Below are 15944 nucleotides of genomic sequence, written 5' to 3'. Positions count from 1 at the left end.
CTGCGATAGAGAAATGAATCGAAAAACAAAGCATGTCTTTATCGGCACTCATTGTTATGGATGAATTCGCGGACCGCCACGTGGTGGAAACCTCGCTCCGCGCCAACCCTTCCGTCGTGCGGCATTCGTTCACCGCCGGCGGCACGGAGGCAGCCCGCCGCCTGCTGGCCCGGGAGCGGTTCGACATGGTCTTTGTGGACCTGGATCTGGATGGATGCCCGCAACTGCTTTCCGAGTTGCGCGGGGACGCGCAGTACAGCGCCCTGCCGTTCGTCGGTATGTCTCACAACACGGATGAGGAACAGGTGGAACGGCTCCTCTCCAGCGGTCTGGACGCCTTCCTGTCGAAGCCCCTCAAGCGCGACGTGGTCCGGGCGGAGATCGAAGAGATTGCCGGGCTCCGGTCCGGACAATCCGCATTACAGACCCGGCCTGTTTAGCCAGAAGAGGAAGGATCCAAAAGCATGTTGGTTATCGCTGGAGTCCTGGTCGTCATCGGTGCGATCATCGGCGGCTACCTGATGGAGAAGGGCAACCTGCTGGTGCTGATGCAGCCCGCCGAGTTGCTCATCATTGGAGGAGCCGCGCTGGGTACGCTGCTCATCGCCAATCCGCCGCATATCATGATGGCCATCCTGAAGGGCCTGCCCGGCACCATCAAGGGCAGTAAGTTCGGCAAAGCGTATTTCACTGAAACGTTGAAGATGCTGTACGACCTCTTCGTCTACATCCGCAAGGTCGGCCCGGCCGCGGCGGAAGCCGATGTCGAGGATCCCAAGGCCAGTTCGGTCTTCTCGCAATTCCCGAAGCTGCTCGCCGATCACCACGCGCTCGATTTCGTCTGCGACACGCTGCGCACCTACTCCAGCGGCACGGTCGGCCACTACGACATCGACCAGATGATGGAGTCCGACATGGAAGTCCAGCAGCACGAGCGTGAGGTGCCCGTGGCATCGCTTTCCACCGTCGCCGACAGCCTGCCCGGCCTCGGCATCGTGGCCGCCGTCCTGGGTGTCGTCATCACCATGGGTGCCCTGGGCGGTCCTCCGGAAGAAGTGGGACACAAGGTCGCCGCGGCTCTTGTCGGCACGTTCCTGGGCATTCTGCTCTGCTACGGTTTCGTCGGCCCCCTGGCCGCCAACATGGCCAAGATCAACGAGTCCGAGGCCCACTACTACCAGGTGCTGCGCAAGGGCATCGCCGCGTTCACGAAAGGCATCGCACCGCTGATCGCCGTCGAATCCGCGCGCCGGGCCATCCCCGCGCACGTCCGCCCCACCTATAAGGAAATGGACCAGGCCTGCCGCAAGTCCGCCGGCTAAGGGAGCGACGCCATGGCAGCCGATTCCCAGCAACCCATCATTGTCGTCAAGAAAATCGTCCACGGCGGCCACCACGGCGGAGCCTGGAAGGTCGCCTACGCCGACTTCGTTACGGCCATGATGGCCCTATTCATCGTCCTCTGGCTGCTCAACTCCAACCAGAAGATCCAGAAGGCCGTGGGCGGCTACTTCAACGACCCCAAGGGTCAGGGCAAGATGGTCGGCAGCACCAAGTCGGCCAGTGGCGAAGGCATCTCCATCCGCAAGGAAGACATGACGGAGCTGAAGCAGCGCATCGAGGCCGCCATGAAGAAGGAGATCAAGGACTTCGACAAGCTGCGCGAGTTCGTCGAAATCACCATCACCGAGGAAGGCCTGCGCGTGGAGCTGATGGAGTCCGCCAAGAGCACCTTCTTTGAACGCGGCCGGCCCGAACCCACCGCCGACGGCAAGGAAGTGATCGAGATGCTGGCCACCCAGCTCGCTCACCTCAAGAACAAACTCGTCATCGAAGGCCATACCGACGCGAAGGCATTCGGTACGCCCGAGGGCTACTCCAACTGGGAACTCTCCGCCGATCGCGCCAACGCCGCACGCCGCCTGATGGTCGCCCACGGAGTGGAGAATCACCAGATCGCCCAGGTGCGCGGCTTCGCCGATCAGCGCCTGCGCAAAAAGGATGATCCCGAGGCCGACTCCAATCGCCGCGTCTCGGTCATTGTGCGCTTTGAAGACGATCTGGGCGGAGACCCCAAGCCCGCACCGGCCGAGGGTCACGCCGAAGGCAAGTCAGCACCGAAGGCCGAAGGCGCCCGCCACTAGCTGATCACGGTCTCGGGCGCCGTCACGTCCGCCATCTGCAGCATCTGCTGGACCGACGAAACCGTGACATCCGGCGTCCTCAGCGTGGCCGCCGCGTCGAAGTCCATCTTCTGCCCGTTCGGCGTCTGCACCGTGATCGACTTGTTGATGTAGTTGCCGCCCGGATACCAGACCAGCTCTTCCCAATAGGAGACCTTGACCTTCGACGGATCCACGCCCGCCTTGGTCAACGCCGCATTCAGCGCCGTGCGCGTATCCGGCCCCAGGGCCGAAGGCACCGACGGCTTCACCAGCGTCATATTCCACGGGGCCGCCGGACTCGGGTCCAGCGAGCTGTTGTCCAGGCTGTAAGTGATCGCCATGGTTGAGCCGCTCTCCGTCGACGCCGTGCTGCCGGCCGCCGAACCGCTCGCCGCGCTGGTCGCCGTCGTAGTGTCAGAATTCTGACTCGCCGCCGCTGAACTTGACGCTTCGCTCTTCGCGGCCAGGGCCACGGCCAGGAAGGGCGTCATCCCCAGCGTCGTCGTCTCGCCGGAAGTGTCCGTTGCCGACTGCTCGCTGGTCGCCTGTAACTCGTCGCTAAAGCTGCCCTTGAGGCTGTTTTCCAGCGCGCTGGTTAATCCTTTGCCCTGGCCCATGGCCGAGAGCAGTTCACCGAGAGACTGGCCTGCACGATCGATTCTCATAGCTATCCGGCATGACTACCTGCACGACTCAGGCCAAACTCGGCGGCCCGGAATCACTAATCTAAAGAGAGGAGTTTCTTATCATCGTGCGCATTCTTCGTACCTCGCTGGCCCTCGCCTTGGCCTGTTCCACCCTCGTCTGTGCTGGAGAAAAGAAGGCAAAGAACATCGTCCTCTTCCTCGGCGACGCCGGCGGCATCCCCACCCTCCATGCCGGCTCCATCCAGGCTTACGGCAAGCCCAATGCCCTGTTCATCCAGCGCATGCCCAACATCGGCCTCTCCGATACCTCGGCCGCCAACAACTGGGTGACCGATTCCGCCGCCGGCATGACCGCCATCGTCACCGGCCAGAAGACCAACAACGGTGTCATCTCGGAAACAGTTCCCGCGCCGGGCCAAACCAGCGGCGCCGCCCTGAAGACCATCCTCGAATATGCCGAACAGCACGGCCTTTCCACCGGTGTCGTCTCCAACAGCCCCATGGCCGACGCCACCCCCGCCGCCTGCTATGCCCACGCCCCCAGCCGCAAAATGATCGGCGAGATCTTCGCCCAGGTCTGGAAGCCGCGCTTCGGTGACGGCGTCGACATCGTCTTCGGACCCGGCCGCAAAGCCATCACCGCCGCCACCGCCGCCCTGGGCCAGAACATCGAGACCGAGCTCAAGAATAAGGGCTACTTCTACGGCTCCGCGCTGAAGGACGTTCCGCCGGGCACGAAGCGCGCCGTGGTGCTCACCGACGACGCCGACTTCGACGTCACCTCCGCCACAAATGCCGCCATCGAGATCCTGTCGAAGAACCCCAAGGGCTTCTTCCTCATGGTCGAGTCGGACCTGCATACAGACAAGATCGACCGCGGACTGGGCCGTGTTCCGGTCGTCGACAAACTGGTGGAGAGCACGGCCACGAAGCTCCAGTCGAACACGCTGGTCCTTTTCACGGCCGACCACTCCTTCGACCTGCGCACCGTCGGCCTCGCCAAGGGCACGCCCTATTTCACGCCGGGCGCCGACGGCAAACCCGTTTCGAACAAAGGTGTGGTGATCCAGGGCAAGCACTCTGGAGAGCAGGTCCTGGTAGCCGCAACAGGCCCGGGAGCCTCCAAGGTGAAGGGCTTCCTGGTGAACACGGATCTGTTCCAGATCATGTTATCCGCCTACGGCTGGAAGGCCGACTAGGCTACTGGTGCGCCAGCGAGGGCAGCCCGGCCGGCCGCCCTCGCCCGTCCCTTCAGTCGATCCGGATCACTCGCCGCCAAGGCAGGCAGTCGGCGCGACCGCCGCCCACGGCAATCCAAACGGATTATCCGCACTCATGCGCGTGCCCGGAGGGAACACGTAGATGTGGTTGACGTTCACATAGAGCGCCGCCGCCCCGCCCGTCACCTCCGGCGGAATGATGACGTCGCTGCCCGTCGCCAGCGTCACGCACCCATTGTCCACCTCAATCGTCCCATCCGCCTTATACTCCGCAATCGCCACCCCGTAGCTCGACGCCGACGTCTGCGGCTGCTCCAGGCAGTACTCCTGCTCGCCCAGGTAGTTCTTCAAATGCACGAGATTCTCGACGGAATCCGCAATCGCCACCACGGTGAGCCAGTCCTGGCTGCCTAAGTCGGAGTAGGCCGGGATGTCGAGCCCGCCCTTCGTCAACACATTGCATCGATCGGTCCCGAAAAGTTCAATATGCTCGGTCACGATCGAGGGCTTCTCGCTCGCGCTGCCGTCCTTTTCTCTAAAATCGATGGTGACCGTCGTACCCTTGTCAATTCTCGCGCCCATGAACCACTTCCTCCCTTTGCCGTACTCTCAAAAACTGGACCGCCAGGCCAACGCCCGCGTCCAGCCGGTTGCGCCGATTGTGACAATCGAACGGATCCATGCCAGGCTCAATTCATAGCCCCGCGCTGTTGAGCGGGCCCGCCCGCGCGTTTCTCAGTGAGATCGCGCCCTATTGGACCGCGGCGCCCGGAGATTCTGCCTTGTGCCTTTGCTTTGGCCTGCACGACCTGGGGCATCTCCTATTGCATCGGCCCCAGCCCGCAATCCTATTGGTCCTGTTTACCGATGTCGCCGTTCTTGCCCACTGGCACGGCTCGGGTTCCTGCGGCCAGTGCCTACTTCACTGGCTCGCGATTACCCAGTTCCATCGGCAGCAGGCCGAAGAAACTCCACCCCCGGCTGCCGTTCCTTTGATCGGAGCCCTGCTGCAGGCCACTCCGCCGCCCAACACCGTCGCCGTCCTCGACTACGCCACCGCCAAAGTCACGTTTCAGTACGTCTACCCGCGTCGCAATTGCGATGCCTGCGGCGGCCCCCAACACCCGCGAGACCTCCCTCTCCAGGCCCACTGCGCGCCCCTCACCGGCATCGTCAACCGCGTCGAAGTCAGCTCCGCCCCCTCCGCCGGAGCCTTCCGCGCCCACGCGGTCTGGAACAGCCCCCTGCCCGTCCATCGCGCCCGGCCCCTGCTCCGCCGCCAGGCCTCCTACGGCCGGGGCCGCACCGCCGCGGAAGCGATCGACGGCGCCATCGGAGAAGCCCTCGAACGCTACAGCCTCATCTATCGCGGCGACGAACCCCTGATTCGTGCCAAAACCTCAGAGCTCGACATCCTCCACCCGGACACCATCCAGCTCTACAGCAGCGCCCAGTATGCCCGGCGCGACCGCTGGAATGCCCTGCCCGACGAGATCTTTCGCATCCCTGATCCCTTCAATCCCGCTCACCCCGTCGACTGGCTCGAAGCCCGCGACCTCCACGGCGGCCCAGCCCGCTATGTCCCCGCTGCCTGTTGCCTCATGTGGTACCAGTTCCAGCCAGGCGAGCCCCGTTTCGCCAGCGCCGACACCATCGGCTGCGGCAGCGGCCGCACCTTCGACGACGCCCTGGCCCACGCTTTGCTGGAATGGATCGAACGCGACGCCATGTCGCTCTGGTGGTACAGCCGCGCCCGCCGCCCCGCCGTCCGCCTGGAGTCCTTCGACGACCCGCAGCTCCTCACCGCCGCCGAGTCCCTGCGGGCCATCGGGCGCCGCCTCTACCTGCTCGACTGCACCACGGACTTCGGCATCCCGGTCTATGTCTCCGTAGCCCCGCGTCTCGACGGCTCGGAGCTCCTCTTCGCCTCCGCCGCCCACCCGTCCCCGCGCGTCGCCGCCTGGAAAGCCGCCAGCGAAGCCGCCCAGGTCTGGACCACCGCCCAGACCACCGGCCGCCTGCCGGACTCGCTCCGCCCCTGGCTCCTGCGGGAGACCCTCGCCACGCAGCCTTACCTGGAGCCCCACGGGGAAGTCGACGCGCCGCCCGAGCCGCCGCCGCTCACCACCCTCGCGCAAATTGAACTAATCCTGGAAACGCTGCAAGCCGCCGGACTTCGCGCCTACGCCGTGGATCACAGCCGCCCGGATGTTTTACTCCATACCGCGCGCGCCATCGTGCCCGGCCTGCGCCACATCTGGAACCGCCGCGCGCCCGGCCGTCTCTACGACTGCCCGCCGCGCCTCGGCTGGCTGCCCGCGCCGCTGACCGAGGACGAATTGAACCCCATCTGCTGCATGATCTGATCGTCGAAGTGCAGCCGCCGCAGCAGCGCCACAAACCGCGCATCGCCATGCAGCGGCTTCAGCACCGGACTCGTCGCAATCGACAGCAGCGTCGTATCCCGCCGTTCGTAAGCGCGATCCAGCCACGCCATCGCCTGGTCCGCATCGCCCAGTTGCGCGTACACGCCCGCAATCAGCAGCCCGTCGACGGAGCCCGTCCTGGAGATCTCCTCCAGCCGCGCCAGCAGCCGCCGCGCCTCGTCCGGCCGTCCGCGAAACGCCTCCAACGACGCCCGCTCCGCCATCACCGTCACCGCCGGGTACTGCAGCTTCGCCGTGAAGTCGAGCTCTTCCTGAGCCTCCGCATAGCGCCCCTGGTGCTTCAGCAGCCGGGCATTCAGATACCGCGTCAGCCCGAAATTCGGAAACGCCACCAGTTGCTCGCGCAGGTGCTGCTGCATGCGGTCCAGCCGCCCCGACGTCCAGTAGAGGAACGCCAACTCGCACCACACCATCGGCTCCTTCTGGCGGCTCAGTGTCAGCGCCAGGCGGTCGTGCGTCTCGGCATCCCGATACCGGCCCCGCTTCCGCAGGTGCACTCCAAACCAGTAATGGATCTGCCAGTCGTTCGCATCCAGTTCCACGGCCCGCTGAAACGACTGCTCCGCCTTCGGCCACTCCTCCAGATCCAGCGACTGCACCCACCCCAGCGCCCCATATGCGCGGCTCGAATGACTGTCCAGCCGGATCGCCTCGGCCGCCGCCCGCCGCGCCTCCTTCGTGGCCAGCGCCGGAGGCAGCGACGCCGCGTTGGCCGCCGTCGCATACTCGTACGAAAGCTCCGCCCAGGCCTGCGCCCACTGCGGATCCAGCTCCGTCGCCTTCCGGAACCCCTCCACCGCCTCGACGTGCCCCTGCTTCGTCTGAGCACTCTGCTTCACCCGCGCCACGTCCGCCGCCAGCAGCGCCTCGGCTGTAGGTTGATGCGGCCGCCGTACCACCCACACGGCCACGGCGATCAGGACCATCGCCGCCAAAGCGAGAGCCGCCCGCCGCCGCGCCGCGGTCCACGCAAACCGCCCTTCCATCCGCCGCACCACGGCCTCCGCACTGGCCGGCCGGCCCGCCGGATCGCGCGTCAGGCACGCCTGCACCGCGTCATTCCAGCGCCGCGGCACGCCGTGCAACGCCGGAGCGTCCTGTGTCATCCGCAGCCACGCCGTCTCCATTGATGTCGTGCCCTGGAACGGCGGCTGCCCGGCCAGCATCTCGTACACCACGATCCCGAACGAGTAGATGTCCGCCGCCGGCCCCACCGGCGCGCCGCCCACCTGCTCCGGAGCCATATACATCGGCGTGCCTTCCATCGCACCCCGCTCCATGCGCCCCGAGTCCCATTCGCTCAACGGGCTCTCCGGCAACGGGCGCGCCGCCGCCGATAACCCGAAGTCCATAATCACGGCCCGTTCGCTGCCGTCCAGGTTTCGCGCCAGCACCACATTGCCGCTCTTGAAATCGCGGTGCACGACACCCGCCGCGTGCGCCGCATCCAACGCCGCCGCCAGTTGCCGCGCCACCACCAGGGCATGCTCATGCTTCAGCGGACCCTCCCGGCGCAAGCGCTCGGCCAGCGTCCCGCCATCCAGCAGCTCCATCGACAGGAACACAATCGACCGCCGCTGCCCGTCCAGCTCCACCTCGTGCCGGAACAGATCGTAGACCCGCGCCACATGCGCGTGCGTCACCAGCCGGGCCAACTGGATCTCCTGCTTGAAGCGCGCCAGAATCTCCTCGCTGCGGGTCAGCAGGGGCCGGATCGTCTTGAGCGCCACCTGCCCGCCCAGCTCCAGGTCCGCTGCCGCGTAAACCTCGCCCATGCCGCCTTCGGCCAGGAAGCGCTCCACCCGGAACCGCCCGGCCACCACCTCGCCCGGCACAAAGGTGCGCATGCCGGAACCCACAATCTCCGCCGCCCGCTTCATCGACAGCACCGGCCCGGCCAGCACCGAGGCCGCCGCGTCGTGGTGCGCCAGCAGTTGCAGCAGCGACAGCTCCATCGACGGATCACCCGCGCAGGCGCCATCCACAAAGGCCAGCCGCTCGGCTTCGTCCATCTCCATGGCCTGTTCGAAAAGTTGTTTGAGCGCCGCCCAGCGTTCCGCGATCATGACGCAGCCAGCTCTTTGCGCAACCAGGCGCGAGCCATGCTCCAATCCCGCTTGACTGTGCGTACGGAGATGCCCAGGGCCTGGGCGATCTCTTCCTCGGCGAAGCCCGCGAAGTAGCGCATCACCACCACCTGCGCCTGCCGCTCGTCCAGTTGCTCCAGCCGCGTCAGCAGCCGGTCGACCTCAATCACCACATCCGGCTTCTCCGACGTGATCAGGTGCCACTCCTGGATCTCCGCCGCCGCCCCGCCACCGCCCCGTTTCAACGAACGGTATTGCCGCGCATGATCCACCAGAATCTGCCGCATCACCTGCGACGCCACGGCGAAAAAGTGACCCCGGTTCTGCATCGCCCAATCGCTGTGGCCCGCCAGCTTCACAAAGGCTTCGTGCACCAGCGCCGTGGGTTGAAGGGTGTGGTCCAGACGCTCATGCTGCATCTGTTTCGCGGCAATACGCTTCAATTCCGGGTAAACCGCAGCCGCCAGCCGGGTCCGCGCCGCCACGTCACCCTGCCGCATGCTCTGCAGCAAAAACGTAATCTGGTCCTCAGGCGTTTCACCCATTGCGTCTAGCCACGGCGGAACTCCATTTTAACGCACCAGGCAACACGGCCCCGGCCAATCCCACATTCTCGGTACCATGTTTGAAATGCGTGCCCTGCTCTGCCTCATTCTTCTACTCACCCTCTTCCTCGCGCCGCTCCCCGCCGCTGCCCAATCGCCCCTCGCCGTGAAACAGGGCGAAGTCCTCCGCTTCGCCACGCACGCAGCTTTTGCCCGCGTTCACGACCGCAAGTTCCCCATTTATGACGGAACCGCCCTCATCCCGGCAGCAGTGATCGATAAACCCGGCGACTATCCCCTCGAACTGCTCTCAGCGGACGGGAAAACCCTGGAAACCCGTACGCTGACCATCCTCGACGCCCACTACCTCACCCAAAACGTAGCCCTCTCCAAGGAAGTGGTCGAACTGAAGCCCTCGCCCGGCGAGACGGAGACGGTCAACGCCCTGAAGCACCTCGAATCGCCGGCGAAACTCTGGGCCGAACCCTTCCTGGCGCCCGTCCCCGGTTGTATGAATTCGCCCTTCGGCGTGCAGCGCTACCAGAACGGCAAACCCACCGGCAACTACCACGCCGGAGTCGACCAGCGCGGACCGGCCGGCAAGCCCATCGTCGCCACGGCCGCCGGCACCGTGCGCATGGTCCGTTCCTACAACATCCATGGCAACGTAGTCGGCGTCGACCACGGCCAAGGCATCGTCTCCATCTATCTACACATGTCGAAGACCGCCGCCCATGAAGGCGACGCGGTGAAGCCCGGAGATGTCCTGGGTTATGTGGGCGCGACCGGACGAGCCAACGGCCCGCACCTGCACTGGAGCCTCTACGTCCACGCAGTCGCCGTGAATCCCTCGAAATGGGCCCCGCTGACGGCTTGCGCGGCCACGGCTCCCGCCAGGAAGGCTCCACCGAAGAAGGCGCCCGCGAAAAAAACCAGGCGCGCCCAGTGACCGTCCGTTAGTGAATATCCAGGCCCACCCGGCACTTGTGGTTCAGCGACTCCTGCTCCATCTCCCGGTAAGCCCGGTTCCGCCGTGTCAACTCGTCGAAATCCACCAGGTGCGCATCAAACTCCGGGCCGTCGACGCACGCGAACTTCACTTCGTGGCCCACCGTCACACGGCACCCGCCGCACATGCCCGTCCCGTCGATCATCACCGGATTCAGGCTGGCGTGGAGCTTCAGCCCCCAACCGCGCGTCGCCTCGGCCGCCGCCTTCATCATCGGAATCGGCCCGATCACGTGCCCTTCCTGGAAGGTGTCCGGCCCAGCCAGGCTGTTCAACAGTTGCACGACGTTGCCATGAAAGCCGAAGCTGCCGTCATCGGTCGCCCAATGCAGCTCGTCCACGGCCTCTTTCAGCTCGGCATCCAGGATCCGGTAATTCTCTGAGCGTGCCCCGCACAGCGCCGTCACCCGGTTCCCGGCCTGGTGGAACGCCTTCGCCACGGGCAGCAGCTCCGCCACGCCCACTCCGCCCGCCATGCACACCACATTCTTGCCCTTACTCATTGTGGCCGGCTCGCCCAACGGCCCCACCAGGTCGCACATCAGCGCCTCGGGTTCCAGCGACACGGCCTCTTTTGTCGTCTTCCCGATCGCCTGGATCACCATCGTGATGGATTGCCGCTCGGCATTGGAATCGACGATGGTCAGGGGAATCCGCTCGCTCGTCTCCAGCGGCCTTATGATGATGAACTGCCCGGCCTTCCAGCGCCGTTGAATGCGCGGCGCTTCCACCTCCAGCAGGGTCACCAGGGGAGCCAGCTCCCTTTTCGCCAGGACGCGATTCATCATTGCACCTCCGGAGTGCCGCTGAGGGCGTTATGGATGGCCTGGGCGGCCGCCCGGCCGTCCTTCATGGCCAGGATGACAGTCGATCCGCCGCGCACGACATCGCCGCCCGCATACACATGGGCCATCGACGTCTCGCCGTGCTCGTCAATCAGGATGCGGCCGCGCCGCGTGATCAACTGCGGCGTCACCTTCTGCAGCGTGGGATTCGGAGCCTGGCCGATCGCCGCCACCACCGTATCCACCGCAATCCTGTGCCGGCTGGACTCAATCGGCACCGGAGCGCGCCGCCCGCTCTCATCCGGCTCGCCCAACTCCATCCGAATGCACTCGATCTCTTTCACATACCCGTTCTCGTCGCCGTAGAGCGCCACCGGAGCGGCCAGGAACTCAAACTTGATCCCTTCCTCTTCCGCGTGCTCGATCTCTTCCAGCCGCGCCTTCAGTTCGACCCGCCCGCGGCGGTAGAGGATCGTCGTCTCGCTGCCCATCCGGTTGGCCCAACGCGCCGCATCCATGGCCGAGTTGCCGCCGCCCACCACAATCGTGCGCTTGCCCACCCGGACCGGCGTCGGCGCATCCGGAAACTTGAACGCTTCCATCAGATTGATGCGGGTCAGGAACTCGTTGGCCGTATACACGCCCACCAGGTTCTCGCCCGGGATACCCATCATGTGCGGCAGCCCGGCTCCGGTACCAATGAAGATGGCCTGGTAGCCCTCTTCCATCAGCTCTGCCAGCGAGGCGGTCTTGCCGGCAATGAAATCGACCACGAACTCGACACCCATGTTCTGCAGCCGGGCAATCTCTTCCCGCAGAATCTCGCGCGGCAGGCGGAAGTTGGGGATCCCATAAGCCAGGACACCTCCCAGCTTGTGCAGCGCCTCGAAGATCGTCACCTGGTAGTTCCAGCGGATCAGGTCGTACGCGGCGATCAGCGAAGCCGGGCCGCTGCCCACCAGCGCCACCTTGGGTCCCGTCGGTTTGGGATAGCTGGTGGCCAGTTCCTGCATGCGCAACCGCGCGTGGTCCGCCGCGAAGCGCTCCAGGCTGCCGATGGCCACCGGATCCCACTTCCGGCCGACGATGCAGGCGTCTTCACAGAACAGCTCGTGCTGGCAGACACGGCCGCAAACTCCTGGGAACGGGCTCTGCTCGCTGATGACATCATGCGCCGCCTGGAACTCGTTCTCGGCCAGGCGGGCGATGAAGCGCTTGATGTCGATATGCAGAGGACACGCCTCGACGCAGGTTGGTTTGGCGCACTGGAGGCACCGCTGCGCCTCTACACTCACCTGTTCCGGCGTGAAGCCCAAGGCCACCTCTTCCGCGGTGCGGGCCCTAACTTGTGCATCCAGAAGAGGTAAAGCCTGTCTGGGAGCTTTTGGATTGGGTTTGTATTTCAGCGGCGGCGCGGCCATGCCGGGAACTAAGCAATCAAGATGCCAAAGTCCGATATAGGGAACTGGGGCATATCGCTCTCACCCGGGCGGCGCGCGTCCGCCACTCATGTCTGGCGTCCACCGGGCCCTACCCCCTATCCTGGGTAGCGGTGCCCAAAGTTCCCAAGCTTCGTGGCGGCCGGTTCCGCTTCCGGCGCCTGATGGTCTGGTTCCTCTATCTGGTCCTGGGCTTCTACGCCTTCATCGTGCTGGCTTTGGCCGGCTTGCGGTTCATCGATCCCCCCTCCACCGGAGTCCAAACGCAGCGCCGCGTCCAATCCTGGTTCAGGAAGGGGAAATATCAGAAGCGCTACACCTTCGTCCCGCTGGCCCGCATCTCACCGAACTTCCAGTGGGCCGTCATCGCCGCCGAGGACGGGCGCTTCTACCAGCACCACGGCTTCGATTGGGACCAGATCAAGGACGCGGTCGAGGACGGCATGGAAGACCGGCGCATTCGTGGCGCCTCCACCATCTCCCAGCAACTCGTCAAGAATCTGTTCTTTACGACCACCGCATCGGCCATCCGGAAAGGCCTGGAGTTCACCATCACCCCGCTGGCCGAACTCATCCTGGGCAAGAAGCGGATCCTCGAACTCTACCTGAACGTCTGCGAATGGGGCCCTGGTGTCTTTGGAGCCGAAGCGGCGGCGCAGTATCACTACCATACGAATGCGGCGAAGATCACCCGCGATCAGGGCGCGCGCCTGGCCGCCATCCTGCCCAGCCCGCTGCGGCGCACACCCGCCCGCATGGACCGCTACTCGGCCATCATTCTGACTCGGATGGGGCAGTTGGGACGTTAGCGGCGGGCCGTGCCACGCGTGGCACAACCTCTTCCAATGCGCGCGCCAGCGCCTCCAGGCTGACCGGCTTGGATACGTACGAGTCCATTCCCGCGGCGAGGCATAGTTCCCGGTAGCCGGACATCGCATGCGCGGTCATGGCCACAATTGGGATCCGCCGGCCATTGCCGTTCTCCCACTGGCGGATCGCCTTGGATGCCGCCCAGCCGTCCATCTCCGGCATCTCGATATCCATGAAGATGACGTCGAGGTCGCCGGCATGCACGCGCGCCACCGCCTGCAGTCCGTCCTCCACCACTTCCACCGTGTGGCCCAGGCGGCCTAACAGCGCCGTGCCGACACGCTGGTTGATGGCGTTGTCCTCGGCCAGCAGGATTTTCAGCCGGCGCGCCGGCGCTAAAGTCTGCACCCTTCCGGGATTGGCGGCCGCGGCCCGCATCTGCAACTCGCACACGGCCCCCAGCAGCGCATCGAGCAATGCGTGATTCGGTACCGGTTTGGTGAGCAGCGCCGCTAATCCGGACGAGGGTCCCCGCTTGCGGTCTCTCTGCTGATAGCCCGACGTCAACATGATCACCGGCAGATGCACCAAGGCCGGCGAGCTCCTGATATGCTCCAGCAGCGCGAACCCATCCTGGACCGGCATATGGCAGTCAGTAAGGACCAGGGACAGCGGCAGCGGATGCGGCTCCGCCGGTTGTAGAATTGCCACGCCCTCCTCGACACTGCTCGCCAACTCGGGCAGCATCCCCCAACCGGCAAGCGTCTCGCTCAGGATCTGCCGGTTGGTGGCATTGTCGTCCACCACCAGGATCCGCTTGCCGCGCAGGCAGGCCGGATTCATGGTCGTGGAATTGCACGCCGTGTCGCTGGGGTGCAGGTAGCGCGCCGTGAAATGGAACGTGCTGCCGCTGCCGGGCTCGCTCTCCACCCACAGGCGTCCTTGCATCATTTGCACCAGGCGCGCGCAGATCGAAAGACCCAGCCCGGTCCCGCCGTATTTCCGGGTCGTGGAAGCATCCGCCTGGCTGAACGCCGAGAAGATGGCCTGCTGCTTATCCAGCGGCACCCCGATCCCGGTATCTTTCACGCGGAAGTGCAGGTCCCAGGAGCCGGCTTGACTGGCCTCCACCGCCACCGAGACCTGAACCTCTCCAGCCGGTGTGAACTTGATCGCGTTGCCCACCAGGTTGGTGAGCAGTTGGCGCAGACGCGTCGGGTCGCCCTGCACATACTCCGGTACGCCGGGCGCCATCTGGCACAGCAGTTCCAGGCCCTTCTCGTCGGCCCGCAGGGCCAGCGGCTGCAGGGCGTCGTGAATCGTCTCGCTCAGCGCAAAATCCACTGAATCCAGGTCCAGCTTGCCGGCCTCGATCTTCGAAAAGTCCAGGATGTCGTTGATCAGCGTCAGCAGCGAATCCGCCGAGCGCTTGACGATCCTGACGTATTCGCGCTGCTCCGGCTGCAACTCGGACGAATACAGCAGTTCCGTCATGCCGATGACGCCGTTCATGGGCGTCCGGATTTCGTGGCTCATGTTGGCCAGAAACTCGCTCTTGGCGCGGCTGGCGGCTTCCGACGCCTCCTTGGCCTTCTCCAACTCCTCCTGCACCTGCCGCAGGGCGGTAATGTCATGCAGCAGCCAGACCTGGATGTCCTCATCGGAGTAGCCGCTGAACTCGATCACGCGCTGGGTCCCGTCGGGACGCAGGATCGTGGCCACGCTGCGCGGCTGCTCGCCCGGAGCGAGTTCATCGATAGGAGCCAGATCTTCCGCCTGGGCGAACGCCTGGGCAACGGCTTCCAGGTCCTCCGGAGTCCGGCCAAGCATGCGCTGCGCCGCGCGATTCAGCTGCAGCGCGCCGGCCTCGAAGTGAATCGCACCCGCCGGCAGCCGGTCGATGAGCCGCCGCAGGCGTTTTTCACTGCGCTCCAGCCGGAGCTCAGCTTCCTTCCGCTCAGTGATGTCGAGGGACACGCCCATGACCCGCGGAGGCCCGCCGGCCGGATTGGGCAACACGTGACAGTGCGTGGAGAGCCAGCGGATCCCCTGCTTCGGCAGGATCACCCGGTACTCGAGAACCACGTTTTGGCCGCTTTCGATAGCCAGGCTGAATGTCTCGTCGAGAATGGCGCGGTCGTCGGGATGGACCGTGCTCAATGCCTCGGCGCGTGGCGTTCTGGGCGCCGGCAACCCGCTGATCCGTATCATCTCCGGCGAGGAGCACATCTCCTCGCGCCCCAGGTCGATCTCCCAGGTGGCCACGCCGGTCGCGGCCTGGATCAGCCGCAGTTGCTCTCGGTTGGCCAGCAGCTCTTCCCGCAACAGCTTCAGCCGGGTGATATCTTCGGCCACCAGGATGAAGTACTCCGGCGCACCGTCCGCATTCACAGCCATGGAGATCTTGGCGTAAATCCAGATCACCCCGCCGTCCTTGCGAACCCACCGCCGTTCCGTCGTGAACTCGCTGATCTCGCCGGAAATCAGCCGCTGGTGCTGGCCGGACGCCGCCGCCGCGTCCCCGGGGTGGATGAGATCGCACGGAGACAAGCTCACCAGCTCTTCACTCGAATAGCCGCTGAGCGTCGACATAAACCGGTTGGTTCGGATAAACCGGGTCGTGTCCAGCGTGATCAGCGCAAAGCCGACCGCCGCCGCCTCGATGGACTCCTGCAGCCAGGCGGCATTGGCATTGCCCAACTGGCGCAGTTGCAGTGACCACGCCTCGTCCTGGGCCCGCCCCGGCAGCAGTTGTTCGTTCAGGGATAGATCCGCATCGTGCATCGGCGAT

Annotated in this window: 14 protein-coding genes; 7 read left to right on the top strand and 7 right to left on the bottom strand. The window is 65.1% G+C overall.

The genetic code is table 11. The features are described 5' to 3' along the window. Positions 1-32 precede the first annotated feature (32 nt). Genes IRI77_RS02430 through IRI77_RS02420 form a run of 3 tightly spaced genes read left to right on the top strand, consistent with a single transcriptional unit; the run spans position 33 to position 2144 of the window. Positions 33-440: a response regulator gene (locus IRI77_RS02430; RefSeq protein WP_194450499.1), complete on the top strand. Its 408-nt coding sequence runs from the start codon at positions 33-35 to the stop codon at positions 438-440. 24 nt (positions 441-464) lie between these two features. Further along, entirely contained in the window at positions 465-1322 is an 858-nt protein-coding gene (motA, locus tag IRI77_RS02425; protein WP_194450498.1) for a flagellar motor stator protein MotA, read from the top strand. A 12-nt stretch (positions 1323-1334) separates the two neighbouring features. After that, on the top strand, positions 1335-2144 hold the full coding sequence (locus IRI77_RS02420) for a flagellar motor protein MotB (RefSeq protein ID WP_194450497.1): 810 nt from the start codon (positions 1335-1337) through the stop codon (positions 2142-2144). On the opposite strand, the gene IRI77_RS02415 is transcribed toward IRI77_RS02420, so the two are convergent. Then, positions 2141-2830, bottom strand: coding sequence for a hypothetical protein (locus IRI77_RS02415; RefSeq protein WP_194450496.1), 690 nt, complete (start codon positions 2828-2830; stop codon positions 2141-2143). The genes IRI77_RS02420 and IRI77_RS02415 overlap by 4 nt on opposite strands. Before the next feature lie 86 nt (positions 2831-2916). Between IRI77_RS02415 and IRI77_RS02410 the strand changes: the two genes are divergently transcribed. Next, positions 2917-4011, top strand: a complete 1095-nt coding sequence (locus IRI77_RS02410; protein WP_194450495.1) for an alkaline phosphatase — start codon at positions 2917-2919, stop codon at positions 4009-4011. Positions 4012-4077: 66 nt separating this feature from the next. Here IRI77_RS02410 and IRI77_RS02405 read toward each other — a convergent pair whose 3' ends face one another. Further along, positions 4078-4614 (bottom strand): hypothetical protein, encoded by a 537-nt coding sequence (locus IRI77_RS02405; RefSeq protein WP_194450494.1) that lies wholly within the window; start codon positions 4612-4614, stop codon positions 4078-4080. Positions 4615-4712: 98 nt separating this feature from the next. Between IRI77_RS02405 and IRI77_RS02400 the strand changes: the two genes are divergently transcribed. Beyond that, positions 4713-6398 carry a YcaO-like family protein gene (locus IRI77_RS02400; protein ID WP_194450493.1) on the top strand — a complete coding sequence of 562 codons (1686 nt, stop codon included), beginning with the start codon at positions 4713-4715 and terminating at the stop codon, positions 6396-6398. Here IRI77_RS02400 and IRI77_RS02395 read toward each other — a convergent pair. Both IRI77_RS02395 and IRI77_RS02390 read right to left on the bottom strand, forming a co-directional pair. Beyond that, positions 6317-8545 (bottom strand): protein kinase domain-containing protein, encoded by a 2229-nt coding sequence (locus IRI77_RS02395; RefSeq protein ID WP_194450492.1) that lies wholly within the window; start codon positions 8543-8545, stop codon positions 6317-6319. The two genes, IRI77_RS02400 and IRI77_RS02395, sit on opposite strands and share 82 nt — an antisense overlap. Then, the gene (locus IRI77_RS02390; RefSeq protein WP_194450491.1) at positions 8542-9111 is read right to left on the bottom strand and encodes a sigma-70 family RNA polymerase sigma factor; all 570 of its coding nucleotides are present in this window, start codon (positions 9109-9111) and stop codon (positions 8542-8544) included. The genes IRI77_RS02395 and IRI77_RS02390 overlap by 4 nt, the downstream gene beginning before the upstream one ends. An 85-nt stretch (positions 9112-9196) precedes the next feature. On the opposite strand from IRI77_RS02390, the gene IRI77_RS02385 reads away from it, so the two are divergent. Beyond that, positions 9197-10060 (top strand): M23 family metallopeptidase, encoded by an 864-nt coding sequence (locus tag IRI77_RS02385; RefSeq protein ID WP_194450490.1) that lies wholly within the window; start codon positions 9197-9199, stop codon positions 10058-10060. 7 nt (positions 10061-10067) lie between these two features. Here IRI77_RS02385 and IRI77_RS02380 read toward each other — a convergent pair whose 3' ends face one another. Both IRI77_RS02380 and gltA read right to left on the bottom strand, forming a co-directional pair. Beyond that, positions 10068-10907 carry a sulfide/dihydroorotate dehydrogenase-like FAD/NAD-binding protein gene (locus tag IRI77_RS02380; protein WP_228486565.1) on the bottom strand — a complete coding sequence of 280 codons (840 nt, stop codon included), beginning with the start codon at positions 10905-10907 and terminating at the stop codon, positions 10068-10070. Beyond that, on the bottom strand, positions 10904-12325 hold the full coding sequence (gene gltA / locus IRI77_RS02375; protein ID WP_194450489.1) for an NADPH-dependent glutamate synthase: 1422 nt from the start codon (positions 12323-12325) through the stop codon (positions 10904-10906). Before gltA ends, IRI77_RS02380 begins: the two co-directional genes overlap by 4 nt. 131 nt (positions 12326-12456) lie before the next feature. Here gltA and mtgA point away from each other — a divergent pair, with 131 nt between their 5' ends. Then, positions 12457-13152 (top strand): monofunctional biosynthetic peptidoglycan transglycosylase, encoded by a 696-nt coding sequence (mtgA, locus tag IRI77_RS02370; RefSeq protein WP_228486564.1) that lies wholly within the window; start codon positions 12457-12459, stop codon positions 13150-13152. On the opposite strand, the gene IRI77_RS02365 is transcribed toward mtgA, so the two are convergent. Continuing rightward, positions 13118-15937, bottom strand: coding sequence for a response regulator (locus tag IRI77_RS02365; RefSeq protein WP_194450488.1), 2820 nt, complete (start codon positions 15935-15937; stop codon positions 13118-13120). The two genes, mtgA and IRI77_RS02365, sit on opposite strands and share 35 nt — an antisense overlap. Between the last annotated feature and the right edge of the window lie 7 nt (positions 15938-15944).

This window comes from Paludibaculum fermentans (assembly GCF_015277775.1).
In the GTDB taxonomy this organism is placed as follows: Bacteria; Acidobacteriota; Terriglobia; order Bryobacterales; family Bryobacteraceae; genus Paludibaculum; species Paludibaculum fermentans.
The sequence above is the reverse complement of the archived record's forward strand: the minus strand, read 5'-3'. Positions and strand labels throughout refer to the sequence as shown.

What these genes read in the sequence shown, in the direction of transcription:
- IRI77_RS02430 (WP_194450499.1), top strand. Translation starts at nt 33, where the DNA reads ATGTCTTTATCGGCACTCATTGTTATGGATGAATTCGCGGACCGCCAC.
- motA (WP_194450498.1), top strand. Translation starts at nt 465, where the DNA reads ATGTTGGTTATCGCTGGAGTCCTGGTCGTCATCGGTGCGATCATCGGC.
- IRI77_RS02420 (WP_194450497.1), top strand. Translation starts at nt 1,335, where the DNA reads ATGGCAGCCGATTCCCAGCAACCCATCATTGTCGTCAAGAAAATCGTC.
- IRI77_RS02415 (WP_194450496.1), bottom strand. Translation starts at nt 2,830, where the DNA reads ATGAGAATCGATCGTGCAGGCCAGTCTCTCGGTGAACTGCTCTCGGCC.
- IRI77_RS02405 (WP_194450494.1), bottom strand. Translation starts at nt 4,614, where the DNA reads ATGGGCGCGAGAATTGACAAGGGTACGACGGTCACCATCGATTTTAGA.
- IRI77_RS02400 (WP_194450493.1), top strand. Translation starts at nt 4,713, where the DNA reads ATGCCAGGCTCAATTCATAGCCCCGCGCTGTTGAGCGGGCCCGCCCGC.
- IRI77_RS02395 (WP_194450492.1), bottom strand. Translation starts at nt 8,545, where the DNA reads ATGATCGCGGAACGCTGGGCGGCGCTCAAACAACTTTTCGAACAGGCC.
- IRI77_RS02390 (WP_194450491.1), bottom strand. Translation starts at nt 9,111, where the DNA reads ATGGGTGAAACGCCTGAGGACCAGATTACGTTTTTGCTGCAGAGCATG.
- IRI77_RS02385 (WP_194450490.1), top strand. Translation starts at nt 9,197, where the DNA reads ATGCGTGCCCTGCTCTGCCTCATTCTTCTACTCACCCTCTTCCTCGCG.
- IRI77_RS02380 (WP_228486565.1), bottom strand. Translation starts at nt 10,907, where the DNA reads ATGATGAATCGCGTCCTGGCGAAAAGGGAGCTGGCTCCCCTGGTGACC.
- gltA (WP_194450489.1), bottom strand. Translation starts at nt 12,325, where the DNA reads ATGGCCGCGCCGCCGCTGAAATACAAACCCAATCCAAAAGCTCCCAGA.
- IRI77_RS02365 (WP_194450488.1), bottom strand. Translation starts at nt 15,937, where the DNA reads ATGCACGATGCGGATCTATCCCTGAACGAACAACTGCTGCCGGGGCGG.